The following is a 25238-nucleotide window of genomic DNA, read 5'->3' as shown; positions in this document are numbered from 1 at the left end:
CAGATCCGCGTAGTCCCCCTCAGGGCCCGCTCCTAGAGAGCGTTTGCCAGGCGGCGGGCTTTCTCCACGTCTTCTTCGAAGTCGATCTCGGTCCAGGGCAGGTCGTCGACGCGCTCGATTCCGAACGGTACCTCCTGGAAAGCGCGGTCCATCGCGGCCTCGTACTCCTGGTCGAGGCGGCCGGCAGAGACCTCCTCCTCGAGGAGGCGCTGCATCGTGCGACCGCCCTGCGGGCCGACCTTGGCGAAGCCGACGGTCTCGCCGGCGATGTCCCAGTCCTTGCCGACGCGGCGCGCGATCTTGAGCACGCGGCCGGCGCGGACGCCGACCATCATCTCTTCGCCGCTCTCCTCCGAGCTCGCGTCGACCAGCAGGCAGTTCTCGTGGGGCGAGCTCACGAGGCGCCGCAGCAGCGCGGCGGGGTACAGCACGTCGGCGTCCATCCACAGCCCGCCGCCTGACAGCCGATCGGCCGCCACGTGGAGCGAGACGATGCTGCCGTGGATGAACCGCGGGTTCTTGACGAGCTCGACCTTCAGCGAAGGGCGGAGCGAGGCGAGCGCCTCCTCGATCATCTCGTGCCGGAAGCCGACGACGATCGTCAGATCGGTGACGCCGCTCTCGGTGAGGTTCACGAGGTGGCGCTCGAGCAGCGTCTTGCCCTCGATCGAGATGAGGCACTTGGGCGCGTCCCGGCCGATTCGCCGGCCGCGGCCGGCGGCGAGCAGGATCGCCCTCATCGGCGCGCCTCGGCCGCGAAGCGGGAGGCGAGCTCCTGCGGGGTCTCCGCGACGCGGCCGATGCCCTTCACGGTGCCGCCGTCGACGAGGGCGAGGACCATGACCGGGCCCGGCTGCACGAGCGCGACGCGCAGCGACGCCTCGAAGGACTCGACGGAGTCGGCGCGGTGCGTGGCGCGGTAGCCGACCGCGCTGGCGACCGACTCGAGCTTCACGTCGCCCGAGATCGTCCGCTGCCCGCCCGTCGAGGCGTGGGAGCGGTTGTCGAGGACGACGTGCACGAGGTTCGCCGGCCGCTCGCTGCCGACGCTGGCGAGGGCGTTCATGCCCATGAGGACGTTGCCGTCGCCGTCGAGCACGAAGATCCGCTTGCGAGGCTGCGCGAGCGAGAGCCCCAGGCCGATCGACAGGCCGAGCCCCATCGAGCCGATCATGTAGAAGTTCGAGGGCCGGTCCTGCGTCGTGTAGAGCTCGCGGCCGATCATGCCGTTGCAGCAGACCACGAGGTCGTCCTTGCCGACCGCCGCCGTGAACACCTTCAGCGCTTCGAGCTTGTTCATTCGAGCACCCCCGCGGGCACGATGAGCGCCGCCGGCTGCCTGGTGGAGAGCATGACGTCCTTCGCCCACTGCACCTGGGGGCCCATCGGCTCGGCGGCGCGGAGGACGCGGTGCTGGATCTTCATCAGATCGAGGATGGGGAGCATGATCTCGCCCATCATGATGTGCTCCGGGGCGTCGTTGCCGCCCTCGCCGCGCCAGGAGATGACGAGCAGCGCGGGCACCTCGTACATCGTGCTGAGCGAGGCCAGCGCGTTCACGGAGACGCCGAGCCCGGAGTTCTGCATCAGGACCATCGGCAGCCTGCCGCCGAGCCAGGCGCCGAAGGCCATCCCGATGGCGCTGTCCTCGCGGGTCGCGGAGATGTAACGGGCGCTCGCGTCGGCGTCGAGCAGCGAGACCAGGCCCTTCAACAGCGAGCAGGGCACGCCCGCGAAGAAGTCGAACCCCGCCTCCTTGAGCGCGGCGACGAACTCGGGCGCATACGATTTGCCTGAACCGTGGGACATCGCCTCACTCCTTGATGAGCGCCCAGGCGCGACGGTAGTCCTCGAACGTGTCGATCTCGAGCCACCCCTTGTAAACGTCGATCGCCTGCACGTCCGCGCCGCGGTCGATGAGCTCCTGGAGCAGGTCGGTGAAGGTCGCGTTGCGGAGCGACTCGGCCTCGTGGAAGCCGCCCTTCGTGCGGCTCTCCTGCAGCTGGTGGTAGCAGTCGGTGAGCAGGCGCGCGCCCTTCGCGGTGAACATGGCCATGCCCACGAACTCGCCGTGCGCCTCGCCCGCCGGGATCGCCCGGCCGACGCGGGCCACCCGGTGCGGCGCCTCGGCGCCGACGAAGCGGTAGCCGGCCTCCTGCGCGTCCTTCAGGGCCACGAGGTCGGGCACGCCGCGCGCGTCCTTGGGCCGCTGGCCCTCGGCGTACGCGCGGTCGATGACGATCGAGATGTCCGCCGGGCTCTTGAGGAGCTTCTCGAGGTGGCCGCGCTCGAACACGATGTCGCCGTAGAGGAAGAGGAACGGCCCGCTCAGCTCCTTGGAGGCGCGGAAGAGCGAGACCACCTCGTTCGTCGTCGCGTACTCGTCGTTGTCGTAGAAGCGGGCGTTCGGGACCTTGATCGCCTCCTTCTTGTACCCGCGCACGACGGCGACGTCCTTGACGCCGCACGCGTTGAGCACGTCGATCTGCCGCTCGAGGATGCTCTTGCCCTTCAGGTCGAGCATCGGCTTCGGCAGCTCCTCCGTGAGCGGCAGGAGCCCCTGGCTCTGGCCGGCCGCGAGGATGACGGCGGTGACGCCCGGGCTGCCGGAGGGCAGGAAGCTCGACTCCTCCTGCTTCATCTTGTCGACGCCCACGAGCTGGTAGACGCGCTCGAGCGGCACGACCTTGTCGTCGACGCTGCCGGTGTACATCTCGCGCTTCAGCGTCTGGAGCGTCTCCGTCATCGCCTTGATCGACGAGCGGATCGCGTGGTTCGCGAAGATGATCAGCTTGAAGCCGGCCTTGTGCAGCGTGTCGACGCTCGTCGTGCGGTAGATGGTCGGCACGCAGACGAGCGGCGTGTTCGGGCGGTCCCACGCGCGGGCGAAGGAGAGCACCTCGTCCGGGTCCTTGCTCTTCGAGTGGATGAGGACCATGTCGGCGCCCGCGTCCGCGTACGCGCGGCCGCGGCGGAGCGCCTCCTCCATCCCCCAGCCGGCGATGAGCGCCTCGGTCCGCGCGATGACCACGAAGTCGCGATCCTTCTGCGTCGCCTTCGCCGCGCGGACCTTGAGCGCGTGCTCCTCGACGTCCGCGAGCTCGCGCTTCACGCCGGCGTAGAAGCTGCAGCGCTTCGGGAAGATGTTGTCTTCCATGCAGATCGCCGCGATGCCCGCCGCCTCGTACTCCTCGACGCAGCGGACGACGTTGACGGCGTTGCCGTAGCCGTTGTCGCAGTCCGCGACGACCGGGAGCGACGTGTTGTTCATCATCTTGGCGGCCTGGAGGTTCTCCGCCATCGTGAGGATGTTCGCGTCCGGCACCGCGTAGCTCGCGGAGATCTCGAAGCCGGAAGCCCAGAGCCCGTCGAACCCTGCCTCTTCGCCGATCTTTGCAGAGAGCCCGTTGTGCGCGCCGATGATGACGATCGGCCCGGGGCGGGCCATGAGTTCGCGCAGCTTCCTGGCTTTGGTCACGTCTCGTCCACTCCTCCGCGCGGTGTTGCCATCTCCGCCCGACGGGCGACCGCGGCTCTAGGTGCCGCGGTGCGCGTCCCAGGCGAGCGGCGTCCCGTCGTCACCGCGCGCGGGCAGCTCCGGGGTGCGCCTGATCTCGCTCTCCTCCCCGAGGAGCCGGGCCTCAGAACGGGGCCTGCCTTAACACCGTTCGCCTGTGCCGCCAATGCCAGGGCACGACCGCAGCAGACGATCGCGAGGGCGGCGGAGCGCGCTCCGCCGCGTGGGGACGTGCGCGCTGCGGCGGTGCCCGATGGCGGGCGCGCGCGATGCTCGCCGCGGGCCCCCTGCCGCTCAGCCCTCGCGGCCGACGACCCCGCGCAATCGGATCAGCCCGGGGCCCGCGCGGAGCACCGCCTGGCACGCGAGCCGGAGCTGCGGCGGGGCGCCGAGGCGCTCGAGCAGATCGCGCTCGCCGCGCGCGGGCGGTTCGAGGAGCTGCTCCCCTTCGACGACCTCGACGCGGCACGTGGCGCAGCGCGCGTCGCGGCACGAGAACACGATCGGAGCGCGCGCGTCATCGCAGACATCGATGAGCCTGCCGGCTCCCGCCTCCGCGGTGACGGCGGGGCCGAGCGCGCCGTCCTCGAACACGACCGTGGGCACCGCCGATTCCTCCTCACCTGCCCGGCGCGCGACGCCGAGAGCGCATTTTCGCGGGCGTCGGCTCGCACTATACGACGAGCGATGACGGATCGCTGGGACGCAATCATCCTCGGCGGAGGGCCGGGTGGGTCGACGCTCGCCGCATCGCTGGCCCGCCTCGGCCGCCGGGCCCTCGTGCTCGAGCGCGAGAGGTTCCCTCGCTTTCACATCGGCGAGTCGCTGCTGCCGCTGTCCCGCGAGGTCTTCGAGCGGCTCGGGCTGGACGAGGAGCTGGACGCGCGCTTCCTCCGCAAATACGGCGCCCGGTTCCTGTGCTCGTCGACGGGGCGGACGCGGACGTACAGCTTCGCCGACGCGTTCGATCCGAGGTTCGAGTTCGCCTACCAGGTGCAGCGCGACGCGTTCGACCAGCTGCTGCTCCGCCACGCCGCGGAGCTCGGGGCGGAGGTGCGCGAGTCGTGGGAGGCCGTCGAGGTGGTGTTCGAGGGCCCCCGCGCCGTCGGGGTGCGCGCGCGGCCCCGCGCTCGACCCGACGGCGCCGGGCCGGAGGAGGCCGCGGCCGCGCGCGCCGGATCGAGCGACGCCGTCGAGCTCCGGGCGCCGGTGATCGTGGACGCGACGGGGCGGGACACGCTGCTCGCGTCGAGGATGCGGCGGAAGGCGCAGCTGGCCGAGCTCGACAAGACCGCGCTGTTCACCCACTACGAGGGCGTGCCCCGCGAGGAGGGGATCCACCAGGGCGACATCCAGATTGTCCTTTTCGAGCACGGGTGGTTCTGGTTCATCCCGTTCCGCGGCGAGGTGACGAGCGTGGGCGCGGTGGTGTCGTCGAGCTGGATCCGGAGCCGGGCGAAGGGGGAGCGGCTCGACGAGCTCTTCGATCGCACCGTCGCGCAGAGCGGCTGGGCGCGGGAGTTCCTCGCGAGCGCGCGGCGCGTCAGGCCGGTGGGGGCGCTCGCCGATTTCTCGTACCGGATCGACCAGCTCGCCGGAGATGGATGGCTCTTCGTGGGCGACGCGGGCGGGTTCCTCGACCCGCTCTTCTCGACGGGCGCGCACCTCGCCATCAAGGGCGCCGATCTGGCCGCCACGGCCATCGACCGCGCGCTCGACGCCGGGGACACCTCGCGCGCCGCGTTCGCGGCCTACGAGGCGGAGATCCGCTACGCCGTCGATCTCTTCCTGGGGGTCGTTCAGGGCTTTTACAAAGGCCAGTTCCGGGAGACGCTGTTCGAGCCGAACCAGCGGACCACGATGCGCAAGCTCATCACCAGCATGCTCGCGGGCGACGTGTTCCACGCCGAGCGGCGGCCGCAGTGGGCCTCGTTCCTCCGGCAGCACTATCCGGCGGAGGTGCCCGCCTTCGCGTGAAGGGCGGCGGGCGGCCGAGCGTGTGCCTCGTCGCGCGCGCTCGCCCGGGCGCTCGGCCGTCCGGCGCTCAGCGGCCGCACGCTTCGCGGTCGAGGACCGCGTCGCTCATCTGCTTGCAGGCGGCCGCGAGCGCGACGCGCGCCTCCGCCCTCGCGGCGCCCTTCAGCGCGTCGTCGTCGGCCTCCGCCCTGGCCTCGAGCACGTCGCGCGCGATCCGGATCGCGGCCTCGTGGCTCTTCCTGGTCTCCGCGGGCAGCTTGCTGGCGCAGGTGGCCATCGTGGCCAGGTAGCTGTCGCATGCGTCGACACCCGTGCTGTCGAGCTCGACCTTCCCCGGATCGCCGCCTGCCTTGCCGCAGCCGAGGGTGAAGGTGCCGCAGAGGAGAAGTGCCAGGTGAGCTCTCGCCATCGTCGCGCGCGCCGGAGCGCCGCGCGCCGCAGGAGGCCGGTGCTGGCCGCCTCGCGCGCTGCCCCACGCCGGCGCACCCTGCCATGAGCCCGCGCCGCGGGGCAATTTTCGGTGGCTCAGGCGCGCCCTGGCATGAGCCTGCGCCGCGGGGGGAGCTCGAGCCTGCGCCGCGGGGGGAGCTCGGCGGGTCAGGCGCGGATCAGCAGGATGGCGTGCTCGTGGCGCGGGCGGCGCTGGAAGGCGCGCGCCGTGGGGCGGTGGAAGTGGGGGCGCGGCTGCGACGCGACCGCGCGGACCGCGAAGCGCGCGCCGGACGCGGCGGCCTTGACGACGTCGACCGCGTAGACCGGCGCGCCGGCGACCACGCTGTCGGCGATCAGCAGCACGAGCGGCGCGCCGCTCCGGAGGACGCGCGCGAGCGCGGCGAGCACGCCGCCGAGCTCGTCGCGCCAGCGCGCGCGGCCCGCCTCGGGGCCGAGCGGGTCGAGGTGCCGGCGGGCCCCGATCTCGTCCTGCTCGAAGCGGGCGCTGCGGAGCCGGAGCCAGCGCAGCCTCGCCTCGTGGTGGGCGAGGTAGTCGTACACGCCCGGGTAGGGCGGCGACGTGATCGCGAGGTGGACGGAGCCGGCCTCGACGCCGCGGAGCACGCGCGCGTCTCCCTCCTCGACGAGCGCGGGGGGGCTCGCTTCGAGCGGCGCGGCGACCTCGGCGAGGCGCTGGGCGAGCTCCTCCGCCTTGCGGATGAAGAGCCGCGCCGGATAGCCGGCGGCGATCCGCCGCGGCAGCTCGTGCTCCGACGTGTCGGACGTGCGGCGGCTGAGCTTCGTCAGGATGGCGGAGAGGACGAGCTCGAGATCGGCGCGGAGCGCGTCGGCGCCGTGGCCCGCGATGCGGTCGAGGCCGACGCGGAGCCCGTCGAGCTCGAGGAGCACGTGCGGCTCGAACAGGGCGACGTCCTCGGGGCCGTACCGGCGGCTCGGACCGGCGCGCGCCTTGCGGCGCTCATCGGCCGCGGCCGCGACCTCGCGGGCGGCGGCGACGAGCCGCTCGCGCTCGCCGGGGGTGCTGCCCTGCACCTTGAGGCGGGCGAGGCGCACGGCCAGCGGGTTCGCGTCGACGCCGATCGCCGCCCGGCCCGCGAGCCGGGCCTCGACGAGGACGGTGCCGCTGCCGCAGAAGGGGTCGAGCACCCGCTCGCCCGGCCTCGAGAGGCCCTCGATCAGCCGGCGGGCGGTGTCCGGGTGCATCCGGGCCGGGTAGCTGTGGAACCCGTGCACGTGCGCGCGCGCCGCTTCCTCCGCCGTGCTCGAGCTGGCCACGTCGAGCGCGTGGGCGAGCTTCGCGGCGCTTTCGGGGTCGCCCTCGAGCACCGTCGCGCCGCCGATGTGGGTCAGGGCGCGGCGCTCCTGGGGCGCGGGCCGGCTCGCGCGGGCCTTCTGCTGCTGCGGGCCTGGCTTCGGCTTGGGATCAGCGCTTCGCGGGGTCGACATGGGCGGTCCGTTGCGTCAGGGGCTCGGCGGCGAAGGCTTCCTCTTCGGCGGCGAGGGCGTGCGCCACGCTCTCGGCCCCCGCCTCGCCCTGGTCTTCGCCGCGCGCCGCGCCGACGCGCAGCTTCGGCGCATAGCCGAACTCGCCCGCGGGGCTCACCGCGCCGCGCACGACGTCGTTGACCTCCAGCAGGGCGAGGAGCTCCTCGGCCTGGGACTCGGCGATGCGGAGGGTCGAGGCGAGCCCGCCGGCGGTGAGCGGGCCCTCGGCTTGGCGGGCGACGTCGGAGGCGACGGAGACCCAGGCGGCGTCGAGCGCGGGCGCGATGTCCCGGCTCCGCGACTTCGCCCGCCGGAGCGCCCAGAGGGCGAAGGCGCCGACGGGCGCCATGGTGAGGAGGCCGGCGGTGAAGAGCCCGACGCTCGCGCCGAGGACGAGCAGCAGCACGGCGAACAGGAACAGCTCGAAGCCGAGCAGCGCGCTGGCCGCGACGCCCGCGGCGCGCCAGACCGAGCGCGCCGAGGCCGCCGCGCGCGCCTTCTGGAGCAGCGGCACCTCGCGGCCGGATCGCTCGACGCGGTCGTCGGCGACGGGGACGCGCGGGCCTCCGCAGGCGTCGCACGCGAAGCGCAGCTCGGGGTGCGCCGAGGCGCCGGTCACGCCGCCGCAGTGCGGGCAGGCCTCGGCGCGCGCGGCCGCGCCGCACTGCGGGCAGCGATCGCCCTCCGGCGCGAGCGCCGCGTCGCACACGCGGCAGCGGGCGGCGCCGGGCGATGCGTCGCTCACGGCGCGCTCGCGGATGGGGCCGAGCGGGCGATGACCACGGTCGCGTGCATGGCCGTCGACGTACTCCGGTTGCCGGCGCTCGGCCAGGGGTCCTGACGGCGCGCGCGGCTTCACCGGCTTCTTTGGGCGTGCCATGATGGGACATGGCGTCGCGATGGGCGCGGACCGGTCGAACCGACGCGACGGTGCAGGCGGCGTCCGGCTATCTCGTCCTCGCGGCGCTGGCGATCTCGCTGGGCCTGGTGCTGCGGGATGGATGGCCGTGGATCCATCCGAGCCCGTGGCTCGCGCTGCCGCCGCTGGCCGCGCTGCTGATGAGCGCCTTGCTCGGCCTCACGCTGGCGGCCGGCGTCATCGCGACGACGCGCGTCGCCGTGGCCCGGTTCAGCTGGGCCCGGCGCCTGCACGCGGAGCTCCGCCCGGTCGCGCGCGACTTCTCGCTCGGCCAGATCCTGCTCCTCGCGGGCCTCTCGAGCCTGGGGGAGGAGCTGCTCTTCCGCGGGCTCCTCACGCCGCTCCTCGGCGTGCTGCTGAGCGCGATCCTCTTCGGTCTGATGCACCAGATGCGCGGTCCGAGCCGCTGGGTGTGGATCGGCTGGGCGGTGGGCGTGGGCGCGGGGCTCGGCGCCATCTTCGCGGCGACCGGGTCGCTCGTCGGGCCGGTCCTGGCGCACGCCGTCGTGAACGCGGTCAATCTGAGCTACCTGCGCGATCACGATCCGGGCGCGGTGGAGCAGCAGCCGACGCTCTAGATAGGCGCTTCCGCTTCTTCTTGTTGTACCCGTTGCCCGCCGTCAGCGCTTCTTCGCGTCGGGGCGGGGAGGCCTGGCCGGCGCCGGTCTCGGGGGGATCGGGGTCGCGCGCTGCGGGCCTTCGTGGCTTGCCGGCTGGGTCTCTGGGGGAGCGAGGGTCCCGCGGGAGAGCTCGCCCGTGTCCACGGTGCTCTGCCGCTCGCGCCCTGGCGAGGACGGTCGCGAGGGGGGCGGTCGGCTCCCGCCTCGCGGGAGCGTCGGAGGCTCGCTCTCCTCCACGCGCACGCCGCGCTGGCTCGACGGCCTCGCCGTCCTGCGGGCCAGCGAGGGCAGCGTCGGCGGCGCCGCCGGGGTCGCCAGCTCGAACTCGAAGTTCAGCTCGAGCGACGGCGGCCCATCGGAGATCGCCACGCCGGGGTCGGAGCCCTTCGGCGGCGCAGGGGTGGGCCCGCGGCGCAGGCGCTCCTCGGACACGACGCGCGACGACGGCGGCGCGACGTCGTCCAGAATGGACGACGGCCCGCCGAGCGCCGTCGTCGCGCTCCGGGGCTCCGGACGGCGTCGCGACGGCGGGAGCGGAAGCTCGACGCGGGCGCTCTCGTCCTCGAGCCGGGTCGCCTCGAGCAGGTACGCAGCGATGGATGTCCGCTGCGCGGGCAAGGGGCGGACGCCTGGCACGAACGCGAACCGTCCGACCTTCCAGCTGAGCATGGTCCGGAGCGCGGCGAGCGCCGAGGCGCGCGTGCCTCCCACCGTCCCCTCGACGATGCACCCTTCGGCGATGTCCAGCTGTGCCCGACGTTTCTTGCTGCTCACCTCGAACACGCCCGACCGCCGCTCCATCTCGAGGACCGTGAGGACGGTCGCGATGGACATCTGGCTGAGATCGCCCTCGATCGCGGTCTGATCGACGGAGGTCGGGATGGACATGAGGCTGTCCCGCCGCTGGCGCAGGCGCGACGCCATCTGCACGAGCGCCCCGATCTGCGCGACGACCTCGCCGACCCGGAACGGCTTGGTCATGTAGACGTCGGCGCCCACGTGGAACCCTTCGAGGCGGGCCTCCTGGTCGTCGAGCGCGGAGAGGAACAGGAACGGGGTGACCGATACCCGGGACGGCTGGGTGCGCACGTTGCGCGCGACCCAGTAGCCGTCGTGGTCGGGCAGGCCGATGTCGCAGACGATGCACTCGGGCTCCAGGGTGCAGGCGGTGGAGAGCCCGGCCTCCGCGGTGGCGCAGAAGATGACCTCGTAACCTGCCTCCCGGATCGCGGTGGCGAGCAGGTCCGCGATGTACTCCTCGTCCTCGATCACGAGCACGACCCCGCTCGGCATCTGGCAGACGGTACACGCGCCCTGCGGGGGTGGCCAAGGGTGAATGGCGGAGAGCCAGCCTGATCGTTCATTCGCCGGCGCGCCGCCGTCCCGGCTCCTCGCGCGAGCTCGCCGCGGCATCCCGCGCGGGTTCGCCCGCGGCGTCCGGCCGCGGCGAGGAATCCACGCTATAAGAACGGAAATGGCAACTCTGGTCCGAGAGGCCGACGGTACGGCGCGGCCCGGCGAGCGGCCCTCGTCGGGGGCACGCGTCTTCATCGCGATGAGCGGCGGAGTCGACTCGTCCGTCGCGGCGGCGCGCCTCTGCGACGCTGGATACGAGGTCGTCGGCGTGACGCTGCACCTCTGGGACTACCCCGACGACGGCAGCGTCAAGAGCCGCTGCTGCGCGCCCGAGGATCAGCACGACGCCCGCCGGGTCGCCGACCACCTCGGGATCCCGCACTACACGTTCGACCGCCGCGCCCTGTTCCGCGAGCACGTCGTCGACCCCTTCGTCGAGGCCTACCTCGCGGGTGAGACGCCGAGCCCGTGCGTGGCCTGCAACCGTTCCGTCAAGCTCCGGGAGCTGTTCCCGCTGGCGGAGCGGCTCGGGGTCTCGTGGGTCGCGACGGGCCACTATGCGCGGGTCGTCCTGGAGGAGGGCGGCGCTCGCCTCTACCGCGGCCGCGATCGGCACAAGGATCAGAGCTATTTCCTGCACATGCTCCGGTCGGACGAGCTGTCGCGGCTCCTCTTCCCGCTCGGCGACTCGACCAAGGACGAGGTGCGCGCCGAGGCGATCGCCCGCGGGCTCCCGGGCGCCGAGAAGGGGGAGAGCCAGGAGCTCTGCTTCATCCCGTCCGGCCGTTACGCGCCGTTCGTGGCCGACCGCGCCGCGGACAGGCTCCGGCCCGGCCCCATCGTCGATCGGGACGGCCGCGTTGTCGGGTCGCACGGCGGGGTGCACGGCTTCACGGTGGGCCAGCGCAAGGGCATCGGCGTCTCGCTCGGCCGGCCCGCGTTCGTCGTGGGCCTCGACGCCGCGTCCGGCGCGGTGCACCTCGGCGACGAGGGCGATCTGTACGCCGCGGGCGCCGAGATCGCCGACGCGGTGTGGTGCGACGACGCGGTCTTCCCCCTGGAGGCCGAGGTGCGGGTGCGCGCGCGGCACGAGGCGGCGCCTGGCATCATCGAGCGGCGCCGCGACCCCGCGACGGGCGCGGAGAGCTTCGTGGCGCGGTTCGCGAGCCCGGTGCGGTCGGTCTCCCCCGGGCAGATGGCCGTGGTCTACCGGGGCGATCGTGTCCTCGGGGGAGGCCGCATCAAGGCGGCCCTTCGCTCGCAGGCGGCGTCATGAGGGCCCGTGCGCTCGCGCCCCTCGCCTGCGCGCTCTCGCTCGGGTGCTCGCTCGGGCAGGGGGAAGGCGAGGTCGTCAGCGAACGGCTGCGCGCGGCCGGCTGCTGGGACGACAGCTACGACATGAACCCGGACTTCTTCGCTGCGGTCCCCTACCGCTCCACATTGCAGGTCCGGGTGCAGCGGGGGAGCGACCTGCAGGAGATCTCGGACGGGCTCGCGGTCCTGATCGATGACGTCGACCTCATCCGCGGGGACGGGACCGTGAACAAGCTCGACGTCGACCTGAGCGTCGGGCTCCCGCCCGGCGTCCAGCTGCCGGGCTCGCCTCCACCGACCCCGAAGCCGGAGGGGCTCGCGCCGCTCGTGCACATGGCGCTTTACCTCCAGCGGTCCTGCCACAACCAGAACATCGTGCTCTACGCCGTCGATGGGACCATCAAGTTCCAGGCGCTGTTCAGCGGCGATCCCAACGAGACGGACGCGGTCGACAAGTACACCGACGCGACGTTCGACGTCTGGGTCGGCGATCCGCGCGACGCAGGGCTCGGTAATCCGGCCGACGCCATCCCTCGGGAGCTCCTCTCGCGGGTCACCGGGGGGTTCCGCTTCTACTTCGAGCGGGGTCAACCTGGGCAACCGTTCCCCTGAGCCCGTCACGACTCCGTCCTGGGTTTCAGGTGGTGTCCTACCTGTCGGGACAGGCGCCTTCAGCGTCCCGGTGGATTGAAGCTGACCATCTGGAAGGTGTCCTGGCCGAGACGACATGGCAAAGCGCCGCGAACTCGCGGTAAAGTAGTGACCGCTCATGCCCCAACCCCCGCCTCGACCCGCATCGCGAATGGGCGGACCTCCAAGCCCCGGGTCGACCAATTCATCGCTCGAAGCGCGCGCGAAGGAGTCCGAGAAGCAGCAGGGGACCTACTTCCTGGGCCGTTACCGTGTGGTCGACGAGATCGGGGTGGGCGGAATGGCGAGCGTTCACCTGGCTCGCATGGATGGCCCGGGCGGCTTCCAAAAGTGGGTCGCGATCAAGCGGATCCACCCTCATCTGGTCGAGGACGATCAGTTCGTCGACATGTTCCTGGATGAGGCGCGCATCGCGGCTGGCATCAACCACGCCAACGTCGCGCAGGTCTTCGATCTCGGGAAGGACGACAACACCTACTGGATCGCCATGGAGTACCTCCACGGCGAGCCGCTCCGGGAGGTGATGCGCCGCGCGGAGGAGCGCCGGTTGCGCATCTCACCCGAGCTCGCTGCGCGCATCTGCTCCGATGCCGCAGAGGGGCTTCACGCCGCTCACGAGCTGCGCGGAAAGAACGGCCAGCTGCTCGGCCTTGTGCACCGAGACGTCACGCCGCACAACCTGTTCCTCACCTACGACGGCTACACCAAGGTCGTGGATTTCGGGATCGCCAAGGTGGCCGACCGGCTGTCGTCCACCCGCGCGGGAACGCTGAAAGGCAAGTTGGCCTACATGTCTCCCGAGCAGGTGCGCGGCAACGAGATCGATCGCACGACCGACGTGTTCGCGCTCGGGGTCGTCCTCTGGGAGCTCACGACGAACCAGCGCCTCTTCCGGATGGATACGGATCTCGACACGCTCGAGAAGGTGCAGGCCTGCGTGGTCCCGCCGCCGTCCACGATCGTGCCCGACTATCCGATCGAGCTGGAGAGCGTGGTCATGAAGGCGCTCGCCAAGCACAAGCAAGACCGCTTCCAGACCGCGCGTGAGTTCTCGCGAGCCCTGCAGAATTTCCTGATGAGGAGCGGGGTCTTCGTTGGCTCCGAAGAGGTCGCGCAGTTCGTGCAGCAGGTGTTCGTCGATCGCATCCAGAAGCGTGAGGCGCACCTCGCGTGGGCCGCCGAGGTGACGTCCACCATCAACGTCGAGCAGGTGCGCGCGCGCAGCTCGACGACGGCCACGGACAGCGTCGGGCTGCGCAGCCGAGGTCGAGAGCCTGAGCCGCAGCAGCGCCTCACGCCGCCGCAGATCCTGCGGCACAACGCTCCGCCGGCGAGCGGGATCGCGCCGGTCGGGCGCCCGCCGCCGAGGGACGCGGACGACCGGCAGATGGTGGCCTCATCGCTGATGGATGACGATGAGGATGTCCCGACGACGGTCGCGACGCGCGAGCAAGCCGAGCCGGTGCGCTCCCTTCCTCATGGGGAGCGCCCGATGGTGCGCCCGGCGGCAGGCATGGTGCCCGAGCCGGCGCCAGCGCAGCCTCGCCAGGCCGGCGTCCAGTCCGGCATTGCCACGGTGCGCCCTGGCATGTCGACGGCGCGCCCCGGCTTTTCGCCGTCCTACCCGAGCCCACCGCGCGTGCCCGGCGGCCACGATCCTGCTCCGCCTCCGCTCTCCTCGAGCCCGTACCCTCCGCGCGACTTCGACACCGGCGAGCTCGCGCCCCTCCCCAAGGGAGGCCTCCTGGACAGCGATCTGGGCAACCCGCTCGCGTCCACGCTCGCGCTCCCGTCGCAGGATCCACCGCCGGTTTTGCAGAGCGCGAGCGAGCCTGCGCGTCACGCCCGGATGACCAGGACCCCTGCCGTCGCCGCGCCGTCGCCGGCGCACGCTGCGGTCCCGTACGCGCTCCCGTTCAATGGCCAGGGTCATGCCCCGGCCCATGCGCCCGCTGTCGGCTCGCCGGTGCAGGCGGCACCGCCGCCGATGACCGTGGGGCAGGCCCAGCTGTTCGCGTCCGCGGCGACAGCGCAGCCTCCACAGTCGCAGATCGAGACGGCGCTCTCCCTGCCGCGCCCGGATCCGGCGGCCATCTGGGCCGCCACGCAGGACGCGGCGTCCAAGGGGAACGGCAGGAACACGCTCGTGCTCGTCGCCGTCATCACCCTCACCGTGCTGTGCGTGCTCGGTATCGGCGCGCTGATCTACATGAAGACGAGCGCCGCGCAGTCCTCGCCTTCCAGGGGCGTGGACGCTGTCCCTGCGTCGCCCGCCTCGACGGACGCGACCACCACGGGCCAGTCGAGCTCCTGCGTACCCGGGGGCTCCGCGGGGGACGGGCACAGGCGCGGCCTCGCTGTCCGCGGCCGAGCGTCCGTCATCCACCCCGACCCGATCCGCCAGCAGCGCCTTACGATGAAGGGATGAAGTCTGTCCACCGCCGCTCGAACGGTGCCAGGGCGCGGCACCGCCCCGGCGAGCGAGCTCAGCTGCGTATCGAGGCGCTGGCCGCCGGAGGCGCGGGGGTCGGTCGGCTCGCGGGCGAGGTCGTCTTCGTCCCTGGGACCGCGCCGGGTGATCTTGTCGACGTCGAGCTCGACAGGAGCGCACGCCCGGCGAGGGGCAGGCTCCTCGATGTCGTCGAGCCGAGCGCCGACCGCGTCGCTCCGCCGTGCCGCTTCGCTGACGCCTGCGGCGGCTGCGACTGGATGCACGTCCGTATCGAGGCGCAGCAGGCCGCGCACGAGCGGATCGTCCGGCAAGCCATCGCGCGGGCGACGTCGCTCGCCGAGGCCGATCTGCCGCCGATCCGCGTCCATCCGGCCCCCCTTCCGCTCGGCTACCGATCGCGGGCGAGGTTGTTCGCGCGCGCGGAGCGCGGCGAGGTGCGCGTGGGGTATCGCGCGCCGAGGACGCACGCCGTGGCGGCGGTCGATCGCTGCGTGGTGCTTGTCGACGCGATCGCGCCGCTCGCCGGCGAGCTGCCCGGCGTCCTCCATGGGGCCGTGGGGGAGGGCGATGTCCTGATCTCGCTGGGCGCCTCGAGCCGCCCGGTGGTCGAGGTCCTGTGGCGTGGCCAGCTGCCGCCGGCCGTGTGGCAGCGGCTGGACGAGCGCACGGCGCGCGGCGGGTGGGCCGGCGCCCGCGTCACGCTCGACGGCGCGCGCGAGGCCGCGTCGTTCGGCGATCCGCGGCCCGCGATCCTGGGAGCGGACGGCCTGCCGCTGCTCCTCGCGCCGGGCGGGTTCGGGCAGCCGTCCGAGGAGGGGGCAGCCGTCCTCGCCCGCCGCGCCGCCGAGCTTGCCCACCTCGACTCCACCCGCCCGCCGCACGTCCTGGAGCTGTTCGCCGGGAGCGGGACGCTCTCCGTGCTGCTCGCGCGCGGCGCGCTGCGACCCTCTCCGGGCGCCGAGCCCGGCGGGGCCGTGGCCTCCGGCCCCCCGGGGCCCGCGTCCTTCACGGCCGTCGAGCTCTCGTCCGGAGCGGTCGCTTGCCTGCGGCAGAACCTCGCCGCTCGGGGCCTCGCCGGCAAGGCGATCGAGGCGGACGCCGATCAGTACCCGATCCCGGCCCGCACCGACGTCGTGGTGCTGGATCCGCCGCGCAGCGGGGCTCCCGGCGCGGCGCGCGCGATCGCCGCCTCGAGCGCGCGCGTGGTCGTCTACGTCTCCTGCGATCCGGCCACCCTCGCGCGCGATCTCGGCGAGATCCTCCGCGGCGGCTTCGAGATCACGGACATCGAGGCGGTCGAGCTCTTTCCCCAGACGAGCCATATCGAGTCGATCGTGCGGCTCTCCCGCGCCCGCAGATCCCCGCGCTGATCCGCGCGGGCACGCCGGCTTGCTCGCCGCGCCGAGCGTTGCTCCGCCGAGCTCGGCCGGAGGGCCGCGCGCGGCCGCGTGGCGCCGTCGCCCGGCGGCTTGCGCTACGCTGCCAGGGATGATTCACCACCTCGACGATCGCCTCCGCGAAGAGGCGCGGCGCTATCGTCTCGTGTTCGCCTGCCCCGATTGCGCCTCGTTCGAGCCGGTTGCCCCCGATCCCGACGACGGGGGCGCCGGGCCGCCTGACCGCGGGCCTCGTTGCTCTCTTGGCTACCCGGTCGCGCCGCACCTGAGCACGTCGCTCGAGGATCGCGACGAGATCATCTTCTGCAAAGCGTTCGAGCTGCGATGAGCCCTCCTGCTGGACCTCCCCCGCCGCCCAGGCGGGGCCGGTCGCACCCCCCGTCGCTGATCCGCCTCGCCGAGCGGCTGATCCGGGACGAGCGGCTGCTCGCTCGCGGCGACGTCGTGCTCTGCGCCTGCTCCGGAGGCCCCGACTCGACCGCCCTGCTGCACGTCCTTTCGCTGCTCCGGCGGCGGATCGGCCACGAGGTGGTCGCGCACGGCGTCGACCACGGCCTCCGCGCCGCGGCCGCGGCCGAGCTCGCGATCGCGCGCGACCTGTCCGAGCAGCTCGGGGTCCCTTACACCGAGACCCGCGTGGACGTGGCGCCCGGCGCGAACCTCCAGGCCAGGGCGCGCGCCGCCCGGTTTGCCGCGCTGGCGGCCGCGGCGGCGGCGCACGGCGCCCGCGCGATCGCGACCGGCCATACCGCGGACGACCGGGCCGAGACGGTGCTCTTGCGCCTGCTGCGGGGCGCGGGGCCGCGTGGGCTCGCCGTGCTGCCGCCGCGCGCCCCGCTCCCGTCCGGCGTCGCCGGCGCGGCGTGTGGCGGCGTGGAGCCGGGCTCGGCGGCGAGCATCGAGCTCATCCGCCCCTTGCTCCAGGCCCGCCGCGCCGACGTCCTGGCCCACCTCGGCCGACATCGACTGGCGTTCGCCGAGGATCCCAGCAACCGCGATCCCCGTTTCACCCGCGTCCGCGTCCGCCGCGAGCTCCTGCCGCTCCTCGAGGACCTGTCGCCGGCGATCGTCGAGCACCTCTGCGCGCTCTCGGACATGCTCGTCGCCGGGCGAGAGCGGCCGCCTGGCGGCGATCCAGACGTCCTCGACGGCAGCGAGCCGCTGTCGATTCCGCTGTCGATTCCGCTGTCGATTCCGCTCGGTCGGGCGCAGCGATTCGCGATCGAGCGGGCTCGCAAGCTGGGGCGGCCGCTGCGCGTCCGGGTTCGCGGCGGCGAAGAGATCGCCGTGGGCTTTCCAGAGGAGTCCAGCGTGCTTATCGAGGACGGGTCTGCGCGTCGCGGGACCTGACCGCATGCACCCCACCCGCGGCCCCTGTCGAGTCCCCTTTTTTCGCCGTGTCACCACGGTGGAGACCCGCGGTCGACGACCGAGCTGACGGGTGGCATGCTGACTGGAACACGCGTACAATTTCAGTACACGCCGGCTCGCCGCGCGAGCTTAGAGGGTCCTCGTGAAGCAATCGCACAAGACGCTGCTGCTCTGGGTTCTGCTGATCATGATGTTCTTGGCGATCTGGCAGTTCTTGAGCCCGGATTCCCGGCCCGCCACACAAGTCGCGTTCAGCGAGTTCATGGCCCAGGTCCAGGTCGAGGCCAAGGACAAGGATCCGCACGTCGAGTCGGTCACGATCAAGGACCGCGAGTACACCTTCTGGGTCAAGGACCCGAAGAGCGGGACGAAGACGAAGAAGGTCACGATCGGGCCTGACAACGCCGACGAGATCACGAAGACGATCGTCGACAACAAGGTCGCGGTGTTCTTCGAGAAGGAAGACACGTCGCCGTTCTGGCCGGGGGCGATCATGTACCTCCTGCCGACGGTCTTCCTGCTCGTGATGTTCTATCTGTTCATGCGCCAGCTCCAGGCCGGCGGCGGCAAGGCGATGAGCTTCGGCAAGTCGCGCGCCCGGTTGCTCAGCGAGGCGCAGAACAAGGTGACGTTCGCCGACGTCGCGGGCATCGACGAGGCGAAGGACGAGCTCGAGGAGATCATCGCGTTCCTCAAGGACCCGAAGAAGTTCCAGAAGCTCGGCGGCCGGATCCCGAAGGGCGTCCTGATGATGGGCCCCCCCGGGACGGGCAAGACGCTGCTCGCACGCGCGATCGCCGGCGAGGCGGGGGTGCCGTTCTTCTCGATCTCCGGCTCGGATTTCGTCGAGATGTTCGTCGGCGTCGGCGCGAGCCGGGTGCGCGACCTGTTCGAGCAGGGCAAGAAGCACGCGCCGTGCATCATCTTCATCGATGAGATCGACGCGGTCGGCCGCCACCGCGGCGCGGGGCTCGGCGGCGGTCATGACGAGCGCGAGCAGACGTTGAACCAGCTGCTCGTCGAGATGGACGGCTTCGAGTCGAACGAGGGCGTGATCATCGTCGCCGCGACGAACCGCCCCGACGTCCTCGACCCTGCGATCCTGCGGCCTGGCCGCTTCGACCGGCGCATCGTCGTGAACCGCCCCGACGTGCGCGGCCGCGAGGGCATCCTCCGGGTCCACACGAAGAAGGTCCCGCTCGGTCCGGACGTCGACATGGAGATCCTGGCGCGGGGCACGCCCGGGTTCGTCGGCGCCGACATCGAGAACCTGGTCAACGAGGCGGCCCTCCTCGCGGCGCGTCAGGACAAGGACGTCGTCTCGATGGTCGACTTCGAGATGGCCAAGGACAAGGTGCTGATGGGCGCCGAGCGCCGCAGCATGGTCATCAGCGACGAGGAGAAGCGGACCACGGCCTACCACGAGGCCGGGCACGCGCTCGTCGCCAAGCTCCTGGAGAAGTTCTCGGATCCGGTCCACAAGGTGACGATCATCCCGCGCGGCCCGGCGCTCGGCCTCACGCAGCAGCTGCCCAAGGAGGACCGGCTCAGCATGTCGCGCGACTTCGCCAAGGCGCGGCTGTCGGTGCTGATGGGCGGCCGCGTGGCGGAGGAGATCGTGTTCGGCCAGTTCACGACGGGCGCGGGCAACGACATCAAGCAGGCGTCGAACCTCGCGCGGCGCATGGTGACCGAGTTCGGCATGAGCGACGTGATCGGGCCGATCTCGTACGGCGCGGACGAGGAGAGCGTGTTCCTCGGGCGCGATTTCACGAGCCGGCGCCGCGACTACTCGGAGACGATCGCCAACCAGATCGACGACGAGGTGCGGCGGTTCATCCTCGACGCCCACGCCGAGGCGCGGCAGCTCCTCACGGACAACCGCGAGATCCTCGAGCGGCTCGCCACGGCGCTCCTCGAGCGCGAGACGCTGGACGCCGAGGAGGTCGACGCCATCGTCGGGGGCCGCGAGCTGCCGCAGCGCCAGCGCGTCGTGATCCCGAGCTACAGCGATCGCGATCGCGCCGCCAAGGAGAAGCGCCGCGCGGCCAGCATCTTCGGCACCCCGAAGCCCGCCCCGAGCACCTGATCCCGAAGCGCGGGGCGGCGCCCGATGCCTCGGGCGGCCCCCCGCGCACCTGCGGCGCCACGCGGGACGGCGCGGCGCCCCGAGCCCCCTCGATTCCCTTCCCCATCAGAAAAGCGGCGCGCGCAGCCGGCGCGCTCCCCGGATCGCCTCAGGGGGCGGTCAGCGTTGCCTGCAGGAACGCCCACTGCTGCAGATCCGCCGGGCGGCCGTCGTCGTGCGCGCGGTTCGCCTTCGTGAAGATCGCCTGGGCGCCGTCACCGAAGAGGAACAGGCCGTAGCCGAGCGCGAGGCGCAGCGGCTCCCACGGCTGCAAGGCGAGCGAGACGTCGATCTCGTGGCCCAGCGTCCGGCTCTCGTTGTCGCTGGCGGCGCCGACAGGGAGGAGGCGTGCTGTCACCCACCTGCCTGTTGGAGAGGCGAGGCCGACGAACGTGTATCCGGCGGAGACGGTCAGCGGGTCGAAGGGTGAGGCGCGGACGCTTCCGCCCCCCTCGATCACGTTGGACCACGCGTAGAGCCCCATGGGGCCGTGGTTGTTCTGCGCGTCGGGCAGGATCGGATCGAAGCGGCGCTGCGTCTCGCCCACCGCGAGCGCGCCATCGTCGCCCGTCGCGTAAGCGCCGCGGGCGCTGAAGGTGAGGTGGGCGGGGAGCGCTGTCTCGAGCTCTGCCCGCGCTGCGGCCGCGAACGCGCCGAGAGCGCGGTCGGCCGCGAACGTGGCCACACGACCGAGCTCGTACGCCCCCTCGATCGCGTAGCGAAAGCCCCGGCGGTCGCCGGAGACGCGCGCGTCGAGGACGACGGTGTCGCCGGGCGTGAGCCAGGTCGGGCGCGGCTCCCGGGTGATGCGCGCGAGCGCCGTGGCCTCGAGGTGGAGCAGGGGGGCGAGCCGCCAGATCGCGTTCAGGCCGTAGAGCTGGGACCCTGTCCCGGCGGCGATGGGCTTGCGCGTCCCCGCCACCTCGGGCGGAGCGCCTCCCGGCGCGGCGAGGAGCACGGCCATCGCCTCGAGGTCGACGTTGCCGAGCTGCAGCCCTGCGCGCACCGCATCGAGCGAGCGCCCGGTGAGCGTCTCGTCGTCCGCTCCGACGAGGCGGCCATCCCCCCACGCGATCCGCTGCCGGCCCAGCCGGATGAAGGCGCGGCGTCCCGAGCGCGTGCGCAGATCGATGTACGCCTCGTACGGCGCCGTCACCGGGAGGGCCGGCTCGCCCGGCCCGACGAAGATCGCGTCGTCGTTCCCCCAGAGCCGCGCGTCCTGCAGCGTGACGACGCCCGTGACGGGGCCGCGCTCGACGGTCAGCCCGAGGCGCGCGCGCTGGGCGAAGAACCACTGCGTCTCGACGACGTTGCCCGTGTCGCTGAGCGGCGGCAGCGCGCCTCCGAAGCCCTCGGCGAGCACCGCGTTCGAGCTGTAGACGTCGCCGCCCGTGTCGACCGGGTACCGGCGGAGCTCTCCGCGGAGCCGGAGCTCCACCGAGGGGCGGAACGTGAACCCGCCGACGGCCAGGCCCTCCGACTGCGGCGACGCCTGCGCCGCCGCCCTCCTGGGCGCAAACGTGAGCGCGAGGAGCGCCGATCCCAGAGCGATGGAGGCGAACGGCAGGGATCGGATCATCAGCGAGGAGGGCCGGAGCGCGGGGGCGTCGAACTGCAGATGGGCGGCCAGGACCGCGCCGTTCAGGCGGGCCGCGCTCCTGGATCGCTCGCGCGAGGATAGGCGTCCCGATGCGCGTCGGACAAGTGGGGAAGCGGCTCCGCTCCTCCCCGGCGACCCCGGCGTCCGGCGGCGCCAGCTCGCGCGCCGCGCGCCGTGCGGCGTGTGGACGACGTCAGGGATCGAAATCGTCCTCGCCGTGCGACGTCGGTGGCTTCGGCGGCTTCGGGGCGGCCCCCGTGCTGCTCCCGCGCCGCGGCGGCGACTTCACGCTCGGGGCGGGTCGCCTCGTCGGCGGTCGGCTGGCCGCGCCCCGCCGCGCCGGAGCGTCGCCCGAATCGACGGCGAGCACCAGATCGAGCGCGAGCTTCGACGCCCTGCCGGCGTGTCGATCCGCGGCCGCGCCCGCCTCCGCGATCACGCGCTCGGCCGCCTCGAGCTCGTGCTTCACCTCGCGACGCTGCGGATCGTCCGCGAGCGCCTCTGCCCACGCGGCCGAAAGCGACGCCCGCTTCTTCTCGAGCTCCGCGGCGCGGCTCGACAGCTCGCCGAGCTGCTTCGACGTCGCGAGGGAGCTCTTCAAGGACGCCTCGAACGCCGCGATGGTGTTCCTGTCCTCCGCGTCCAGCGAGCGTCCACCTCGGGCGCTCACGATCCGCGCCTCTGGCACGAGCTCGACCTGGAGCAAAACGCCCGCCGCGCGGAGCTCCGCGGCGCGCGCGCGCGCCGCTTCGAGCGCCGCCTTGCCGTCCGATCTCGGATCGAGCCCCAGCGCGCGCGACAGCTCGGCCGGCGCCGCGCTCGAGAGCTCCTCGGCCCTCAGCGACTCGTCGCGGAGCGCCCGGGTGGCCTCGAAGAACTCGTCGTAGGGCTGCTTGCCCGTGCGCAGGGCCTGTCCCTGATCGAGCAGCGAGACCTGCGCGGTGCACGCGGCGAGCACGGGTGCGTGCGGCGCGACCAGCAGCAGCGCGAGCGCCGCCACCCGGAGCCGGCTCGCGCGGTCCGGCGGCCTCGTCACCCACATTGGAGGATGACCCCCCAGAGCTCGTAGCTCGCGGCAGGCTTCGAGAGGAACACCACGCCCACGTAACCCGAGCGCGATACGCCGAGCACGCCTTGCCCGAAGTTCCCGGCGGGCGGCGAGAGCGCGATCGGATCCCCGATGGGGGAGAAGTTGGCGGCCAGGGTCTGCGCGCGCATGGCGCGGCTCCCCGGAGGGCCCTCGGTCCACACGAGGAGCCAGCGTCCATCGCCGAGCCCCGCGATGTCCGGCGCGAAGGCGTCTCCCCCGGGGCCGCCGGAAGGGAGCGGGATCACCTGGGTCGACCCGGGGATGGACCCCGGAGCGGCCTGCCCGGCGCGGATCTCCCATCGCCCGTCCGTTGGCCGATCGGCAAAGACGACGGCGAGCGCGCGCTCGTTCCATCCGAGCGATGGCTTGCCGATCGAGCCTCCGGAGCCGGTCACCCGGGTGAGCTCGCCGACGGGCTTGCGCTCGGCGTCGAGCCAGCCTGCCCACACGGCCTTCTCGCGGCGGAACGCGACGGCGTAGCCGCCGGCGCCGGCCGCGAGCGCGCGCGGCGCCTCGAGCGGCTCATCACCCTGGACCGGCCAGAGCGGGGAGGGGGCGGCGTCGGGAGAATCGGCCGCCACCAGGGCGCCGTCCGCCAGACCGACGACGAACGACCTCGGCCCTGGCACGCTGACGGGAGAGCGGATGGCCTGCTGCGCCGCCGTGAGGACGGTGAAGCGCTCCCCGACCGGCGAGATGCTCACGATGTCGGCGGCCTCTCGGTTCGAGAACCGCTCGCGCCGCTCCCCGGTCGCGGGATCGATCTCGAGGCCGACGGCCTCCATGGGGCTCTTCGCGTACCCCACCACGAGCTTGCCGCCCTTCGTCGCCGTGACCTCGAAGGGGATGCTCTTCGCGACGAGCGGCGCCCATGGCTGGGGCTGACGCGCCACCCAGCAAGGCTTCGGCGGGACGGGGATCGCCGAGCGCGCGACGTCCTGCGCTGCGCCGAGCGTCGTGCGCGCCGTCCCGACCGGCGACTGGCGCGCGGTCGTGACGGAGCGGCGGCCCGCGAAGAAGGCGACCACGCTCATGAGCAACGCCGCCCCGCAGAGGCCGACGAGCGACGAGACCGGCACGGTCACCGCTGCAGAGAGCCCCTTGCCGTCGCCGCGTCGCGCCGCGAGCGCGCGCGGGTTGAGCGCTGGCGGGCCGTTGCCCGATCCGGGGACGGAGCCCCGATCCGAGCGGTGGCCCGAGGCCTGGAGCGCGTCGGCAGCCGTCGCGCCGCGCTGCGGGTTCGGCAGCCCCGGCCACGAGCGCATCGCCGGGTGCCCCTGCGACGCGCTCGATCCGACGCCGACCGACGGGATCGTCGCGTACTCGCGGCGCCCCATCGGCGCCTCGGCGGCAAGAGGAGAGCGCTTCGTCTCGCTGGGCACGGGCGGCGTGGGGAGCTCCGGGCTCTCGCGGCGCATCACCGTGGTGGAGGGCTCCGGGGCGTCGCTGCGATCGCGGCTCGCCGCGGGATCGCGGCCGTCGGCGGCCGGCGTGTCCTCGGCGCTGCGGGGCGAGGGACCGTCGGTGGACGTCGCTGGGCTCGCAGGGCGAGAGCCAGGCGACGCCGTGGCCGTGGGGGCGGCGCCCGTGACAGGCGCCGCTTCGGCCGGCGGGGCCGGCGCAGCGAGGGGCAAGGTCGGCGCCGCCAGCGGGGCCGACGGCGCGGGGGGCGCTGCCATCAAGGGCGTGGCGCGGGGCGCGTCCGCGGGGGGGCGCGGCGGCGGCGCGGGGAGCGCTCCGAGACGGACGAGGGCCTTTGCGCCGGCCGCCGTCCGATCCGACGCGTCAGGCGCGCGCGGGCCTACGGGCCGCTTCGCGGCGACCGCGGGGAACCGGACCGGAACTGGAGGTGGCGGCACGGAGCGCTTCCCCGTGAACGCGGGGCGCCTCGTGGCGCGGCCGGGGCTCGACGACGCCGGCGGCGTCGCCGCGAGCGGCGTGCCGGCGCCCTGATCCGCGCCGGTCGTCGCTCCGCCGCGCCCATCGTTCTGCGGTGCGGCACCCGCCGGCGCCGCGTCGCGACCGACGGGGAGAGGCGGCGGCCGGGGTGGCCTCGCCTCCGCGCGCGACGTCGTGCCGCCAGCGGCTCTCGGCGCTGTTCCCGGGCTGCTGGGCGCGGCCGCGCCCGCCGCGCGCCTCGGCGGCGCCGGCTCATCGCCGTCCGTCGTCGCGCTGGCGCCGCCCGCGGCGCTGCCTGTGTCTGCGACGGGGCGCTGACCCGCGGAGGTCTCCTCGGGTTCCTCCGCCCCCGAGGGGAGCTTCGGCGCGCGCGGGATCTCGGTCGTCCCCTGGTCGCCCGGCGAGGGGCCGTCGTAACGGGGGAGCTGGGTGATCGCGCGGGCGACCCCCGCATCGAACGTTCCACCCGCGGCTGGTACGACGATCGGCGCGTTCTGTCCGCTGGCCGGCGCGTCTGCCGGCGCTTCGACGCCCGTGAGCGTCCTCATGGACTCCCGCTTGCGCGGCGGCAGGGGAGGCGGCTGCGGTCGCGCGGTCGCCCGGCTCGCGTTCGGCGCCGCGGGCCTCCGCCCGTTCGAGGACCTCCCCGCGGGCGCAGGGCCGGTGGACTGACCGCTGCGGGCGGGCGCCGGACCCAGATCCTCGATGAGCTCGATCTCCAGCGCCGCGCCGTCCTCGCGAGCGGCCTCTTCAACGCCGGCGGCCGGCCCCTCGGGCGCAGCGGTGCGCGCCTCGGGCTTGCGCCGGAGCTGGGCGGCGTCGGCGAGCTCCGGCTGCCTGGACGCGGGCGCCCAGGCGTCCATGCCCTTGCGCCAGACGAGCGTGGAGCCTGGAATGATCCCGGCAGCCAGCGCGCTGCGCAGCTCGGCGGTGCTCAGGCTCCGCTGGACGCCACGCTCGTCCGTCCATCTCCACGCGCTCAACGGGGGCCCCTCCGCGAGCTGGTAGA

Annotated in this window: 21 protein-coding genes; 9 read left to right on the top strand and 12 right to left on the bottom strand. The window is 73.2% G+C overall.

Features of this window, described 5'->3' with window-relative positions:
- Positions 1–32 precede the first annotated feature (32 nt).
- The 5 genes from WMF34_RS37105 to WMF34_RS37085 all read right to left on the bottom strand — a co-directional run bounded on the left by WMF34_RS37105 (position 33) and on the right by WMF34_RS37085 (position 4123).
- A complete protein-coding gene (locus WMF34_RS37105; RefSeq protein WP_437990774.1) occupies positions 33–740 on the bottom strand; it encodes an NTP transferase domain-containing protein in 708 nt (235 codons plus the stop codon).
- Entirely contained in the window at positions 737–1300 is a 564-nt protein-coding gene (locus WMF34_RS37100; RefSeq protein ID WP_012239915.1) for a thiamine pyrophosphate-dependent enzyme, read from the bottom strand. Before WMF34_RS37100 ends, WMF34_RS37105 begins: the two co-directional genes overlap by 4 nt.
- Positions 1297–1809 (bottom strand): thiamine pyrophosphate-binding protein, encoded by a 513-nt coding sequence (locus tag WMF34_RS37095; RefSeq protein WP_012239914.1) that lies wholly within the window; start codon positions 1807–1809, stop codon positions 1297–1299. The genes WMF34_RS37100 and WMF34_RS37095 overlap by 4 nt, the downstream gene beginning before the upstream one ends.
- Before the next feature lie 4 nt (positions 1810–1813).
- Positions 1814–3478: an isocitrate lyase/phosphoenolpyruvate mutase family protein gene (locus WMF34_RS37090; RefSeq protein ID WP_437990773.1), complete on the bottom strand. Its 1665-nt coding sequence runs from the start codon at positions 3476–3478 to the stop codon at positions 1814–1816.
- 333 nt (positions 3479–3811) lie between these two features.
- Entirely contained in the window at positions 3812–4123 is a 312-nt protein-coding gene (locus WMF34_RS37085; RefSeq protein WP_437990772.1) for a 2Fe-2S iron-sulfur cluster-binding protein, read from the bottom strand.
- An 81-nt stretch (positions 4124–4204) separates the two neighbouring features.
- Here WMF34_RS37085 and WMF34_RS37080 point away from each other — a divergent pair, with 81 nt between their 5' ends.
- A complete protein-coding gene (locus tag WMF34_RS37080; RefSeq protein ID WP_437990771.1) occupies positions 4205–5494 on the top strand; it encodes an NAD(P)/FAD-dependent oxidoreductase in 1290 nt (429 codons plus the stop codon).
- A gap of 67 nt (positions 5495–5561) precedes the next feature.
- Here WMF34_RS37080 and WMF34_RS37075 read toward each other — a convergent pair whose 3' ends face one another.
- The 3 genes from WMF34_RS37075 to WMF34_RS37065 all read right to left on the bottom strand — a co-directional run bounded on the left by WMF34_RS37075 (position 5562) and on the right by WMF34_RS37065 (position 8312).
- Positions 5562–5903 (bottom strand): hypothetical protein, encoded by a 342-nt coding sequence (locus WMF34_RS37075; RefSeq protein WP_437990770.1) that lies wholly within the window; start codon positions 5901–5903, stop codon positions 5562–5564.
- A gap of 188 nt (positions 5904–6091) precedes the next feature.
- Entirely contained in the window at positions 6092–7393 is a 1302-nt protein-coding gene (locus tag WMF34_RS37070) for a DNA methyltransferase (protein WP_012239909.1), read from the bottom strand.
- Positions 7371–8312: a zinc ribbon domain-containing protein gene (locus tag WMF34_RS37065; RefSeq protein ID WP_012239908.1), complete on the bottom strand. Its 942-nt coding sequence runs from the start codon at positions 8310–8312 to the stop codon at positions 7371–7373. The genes WMF34_RS37070 and WMF34_RS37065 overlap by 23 nt, the downstream gene beginning before the upstream one ends.
- Positions 8313–8320: 8 nt before the next feature.
- On the opposite strand from WMF34_RS37065, the gene WMF34_RS37060 reads away from it, so the two are divergent.
- Entirely contained in the window at positions 8321–8929 is a 609-nt protein-coding gene (locus WMF34_RS37060) for a CPBP family intramembrane glutamic endopeptidase (protein ID WP_012239907.1), read from the top strand.
- Between the two features lie 42 nt (positions 8930–8971).
- On the opposite strand, the gene WMF34_RS37055 is transcribed toward WMF34_RS37060, so the two are convergent.
- The gene (locus WMF34_RS37055; protein WP_437990769.1) at positions 8972–10264 is read right to left on the bottom strand and encodes a response regulator; all 1293 of its coding nucleotides are present in this window, start codon (positions 10262–10264) and stop codon (positions 8972–8974) included.
- Between the two features lie 181 nt (positions 10265–10445).
- Here WMF34_RS37055 and mnmA point away from each other — a divergent pair, with 181 nt between their 5' ends.
- From mnmA to ftsH, 7 genes are all read left to right on the top strand, one after another.
- Positions 10446–11603: a tRNA 2-thiouridine(34) synthase MnmA gene (mnmA, locus tag WMF34_RS37050; RefSeq protein WP_012239905.1), complete on the top strand. Its 1158-nt coding sequence runs from the start codon at positions 10446–10448 to the stop codon at positions 11601–11603.
- Entirely contained in the window at positions 11600–12253 is a 654-nt protein-coding gene (locus WMF34_RS37045) for a hypothetical protein (protein ID WP_012239904.1), read from the top strand. Before mnmA ends, WMF34_RS37045 begins: the two co-directional genes overlap by 4 nt.
- A 190-nt stretch (positions 12254–12443) precedes the next feature.
- Entirely contained in the window at positions 12444–14720 is a 2277-nt protein-coding gene (locus WMF34_RS37040; RefSeq protein ID WP_012239903.1) for a serine/threonine-protein kinase, read from the top strand.
- A complete protein-coding gene (locus WMF34_RS37035; RefSeq protein WP_012239902.1) occupies positions 14717–16114 on the top strand; it encodes a class I SAM-dependent RNA methyltransferase in 1398 nt (465 codons plus the stop codon). Before WMF34_RS37040 ends, WMF34_RS37035 begins: the two co-directional genes overlap by 4 nt.
- Before the next feature lie 118 nt (positions 16115–16232).
- Positions 16233–16469 (top strand): hypothetical protein, encoded by a 237-nt coding sequence (locus WMF34_RS37030; protein WP_044966709.1) that lies wholly within the window; start codon positions 16233–16235, stop codon positions 16467–16469.
- On the top strand, positions 16466–17491 hold the full coding sequence (tilS, locus tag WMF34_RS37025) for a tRNA lysidine(34) synthetase TilS (RefSeq protein WP_437990768.1): 1026 nt from the start codon (positions 16466–16468) through the stop codon (positions 17489–17491). The genes WMF34_RS37030 and tilS overlap by 4 nt, the downstream gene beginning before the upstream one ends.
- A gap of 163 nt (positions 17492–17654) precedes the next feature.
- Complete coding sequence (ftsH, locus tag WMF34_RS37020) at positions 17655–19601, top strand: ATP-dependent zinc metalloprotease FtsH (RefSeq protein WP_012239900.1); 1947 nt, start codon at positions 17655–17657, stop codon at positions 19599–19601.
- Between the two features lie 148 nt (positions 19602–19749).
- Here the strand turns inward: ftsH and WMF34_RS37015 are convergent, their stop codons facing one another.
- From WMF34_RS37015 to WMF34_RS37005, 3 genes are all read right to left on the bottom strand, one after another.
- Positions 19750–21219 carry an alginate export family protein gene (locus WMF34_RS37015; protein ID WP_437990767.1) on the bottom strand — a complete coding sequence of 490 codons (1470 nt, stop codon included), beginning with the start codon at positions 21217–21219 and terminating at the stop codon, positions 19750–19752.
- Positions 21220–21433: 214 nt separating this feature from the next.
- Positions 21434–22282 (bottom strand): hypothetical protein, encoded by an 849-nt coding sequence (locus WMF34_RS37010; RefSeq protein ID WP_012239898.1) that lies wholly within the window; start codon positions 22280–22282, stop codon positions 21434–21436.
- Positions 22273–25212, bottom strand: coding sequence for a GYF domain-containing protein (locus WMF34_RS37005; RefSeq protein WP_437990766.1), 2940 nt, complete (start codon positions 25210–25212; stop codon positions 22273–22275). Before WMF34_RS37005 ends, WMF34_RS37010 begins: the two co-directional genes overlap by 10 nt.
- Positions 25213–25238 lie beyond the last annotated feature (26 nt).

The organism is Sorangium sp. So ce145, assembly GCF_051525985.1.
Lineage (GTDB): Bacteria > Myxococcota_A > Polyangia > Polyangiales > Polyangiaceae > Sorangium > Sorangium cellulosum_B.
Note: the sequence above shows the minus strand (reverse complement) of the source record. Positions and strands in the feature narration are given on the sequence as shown.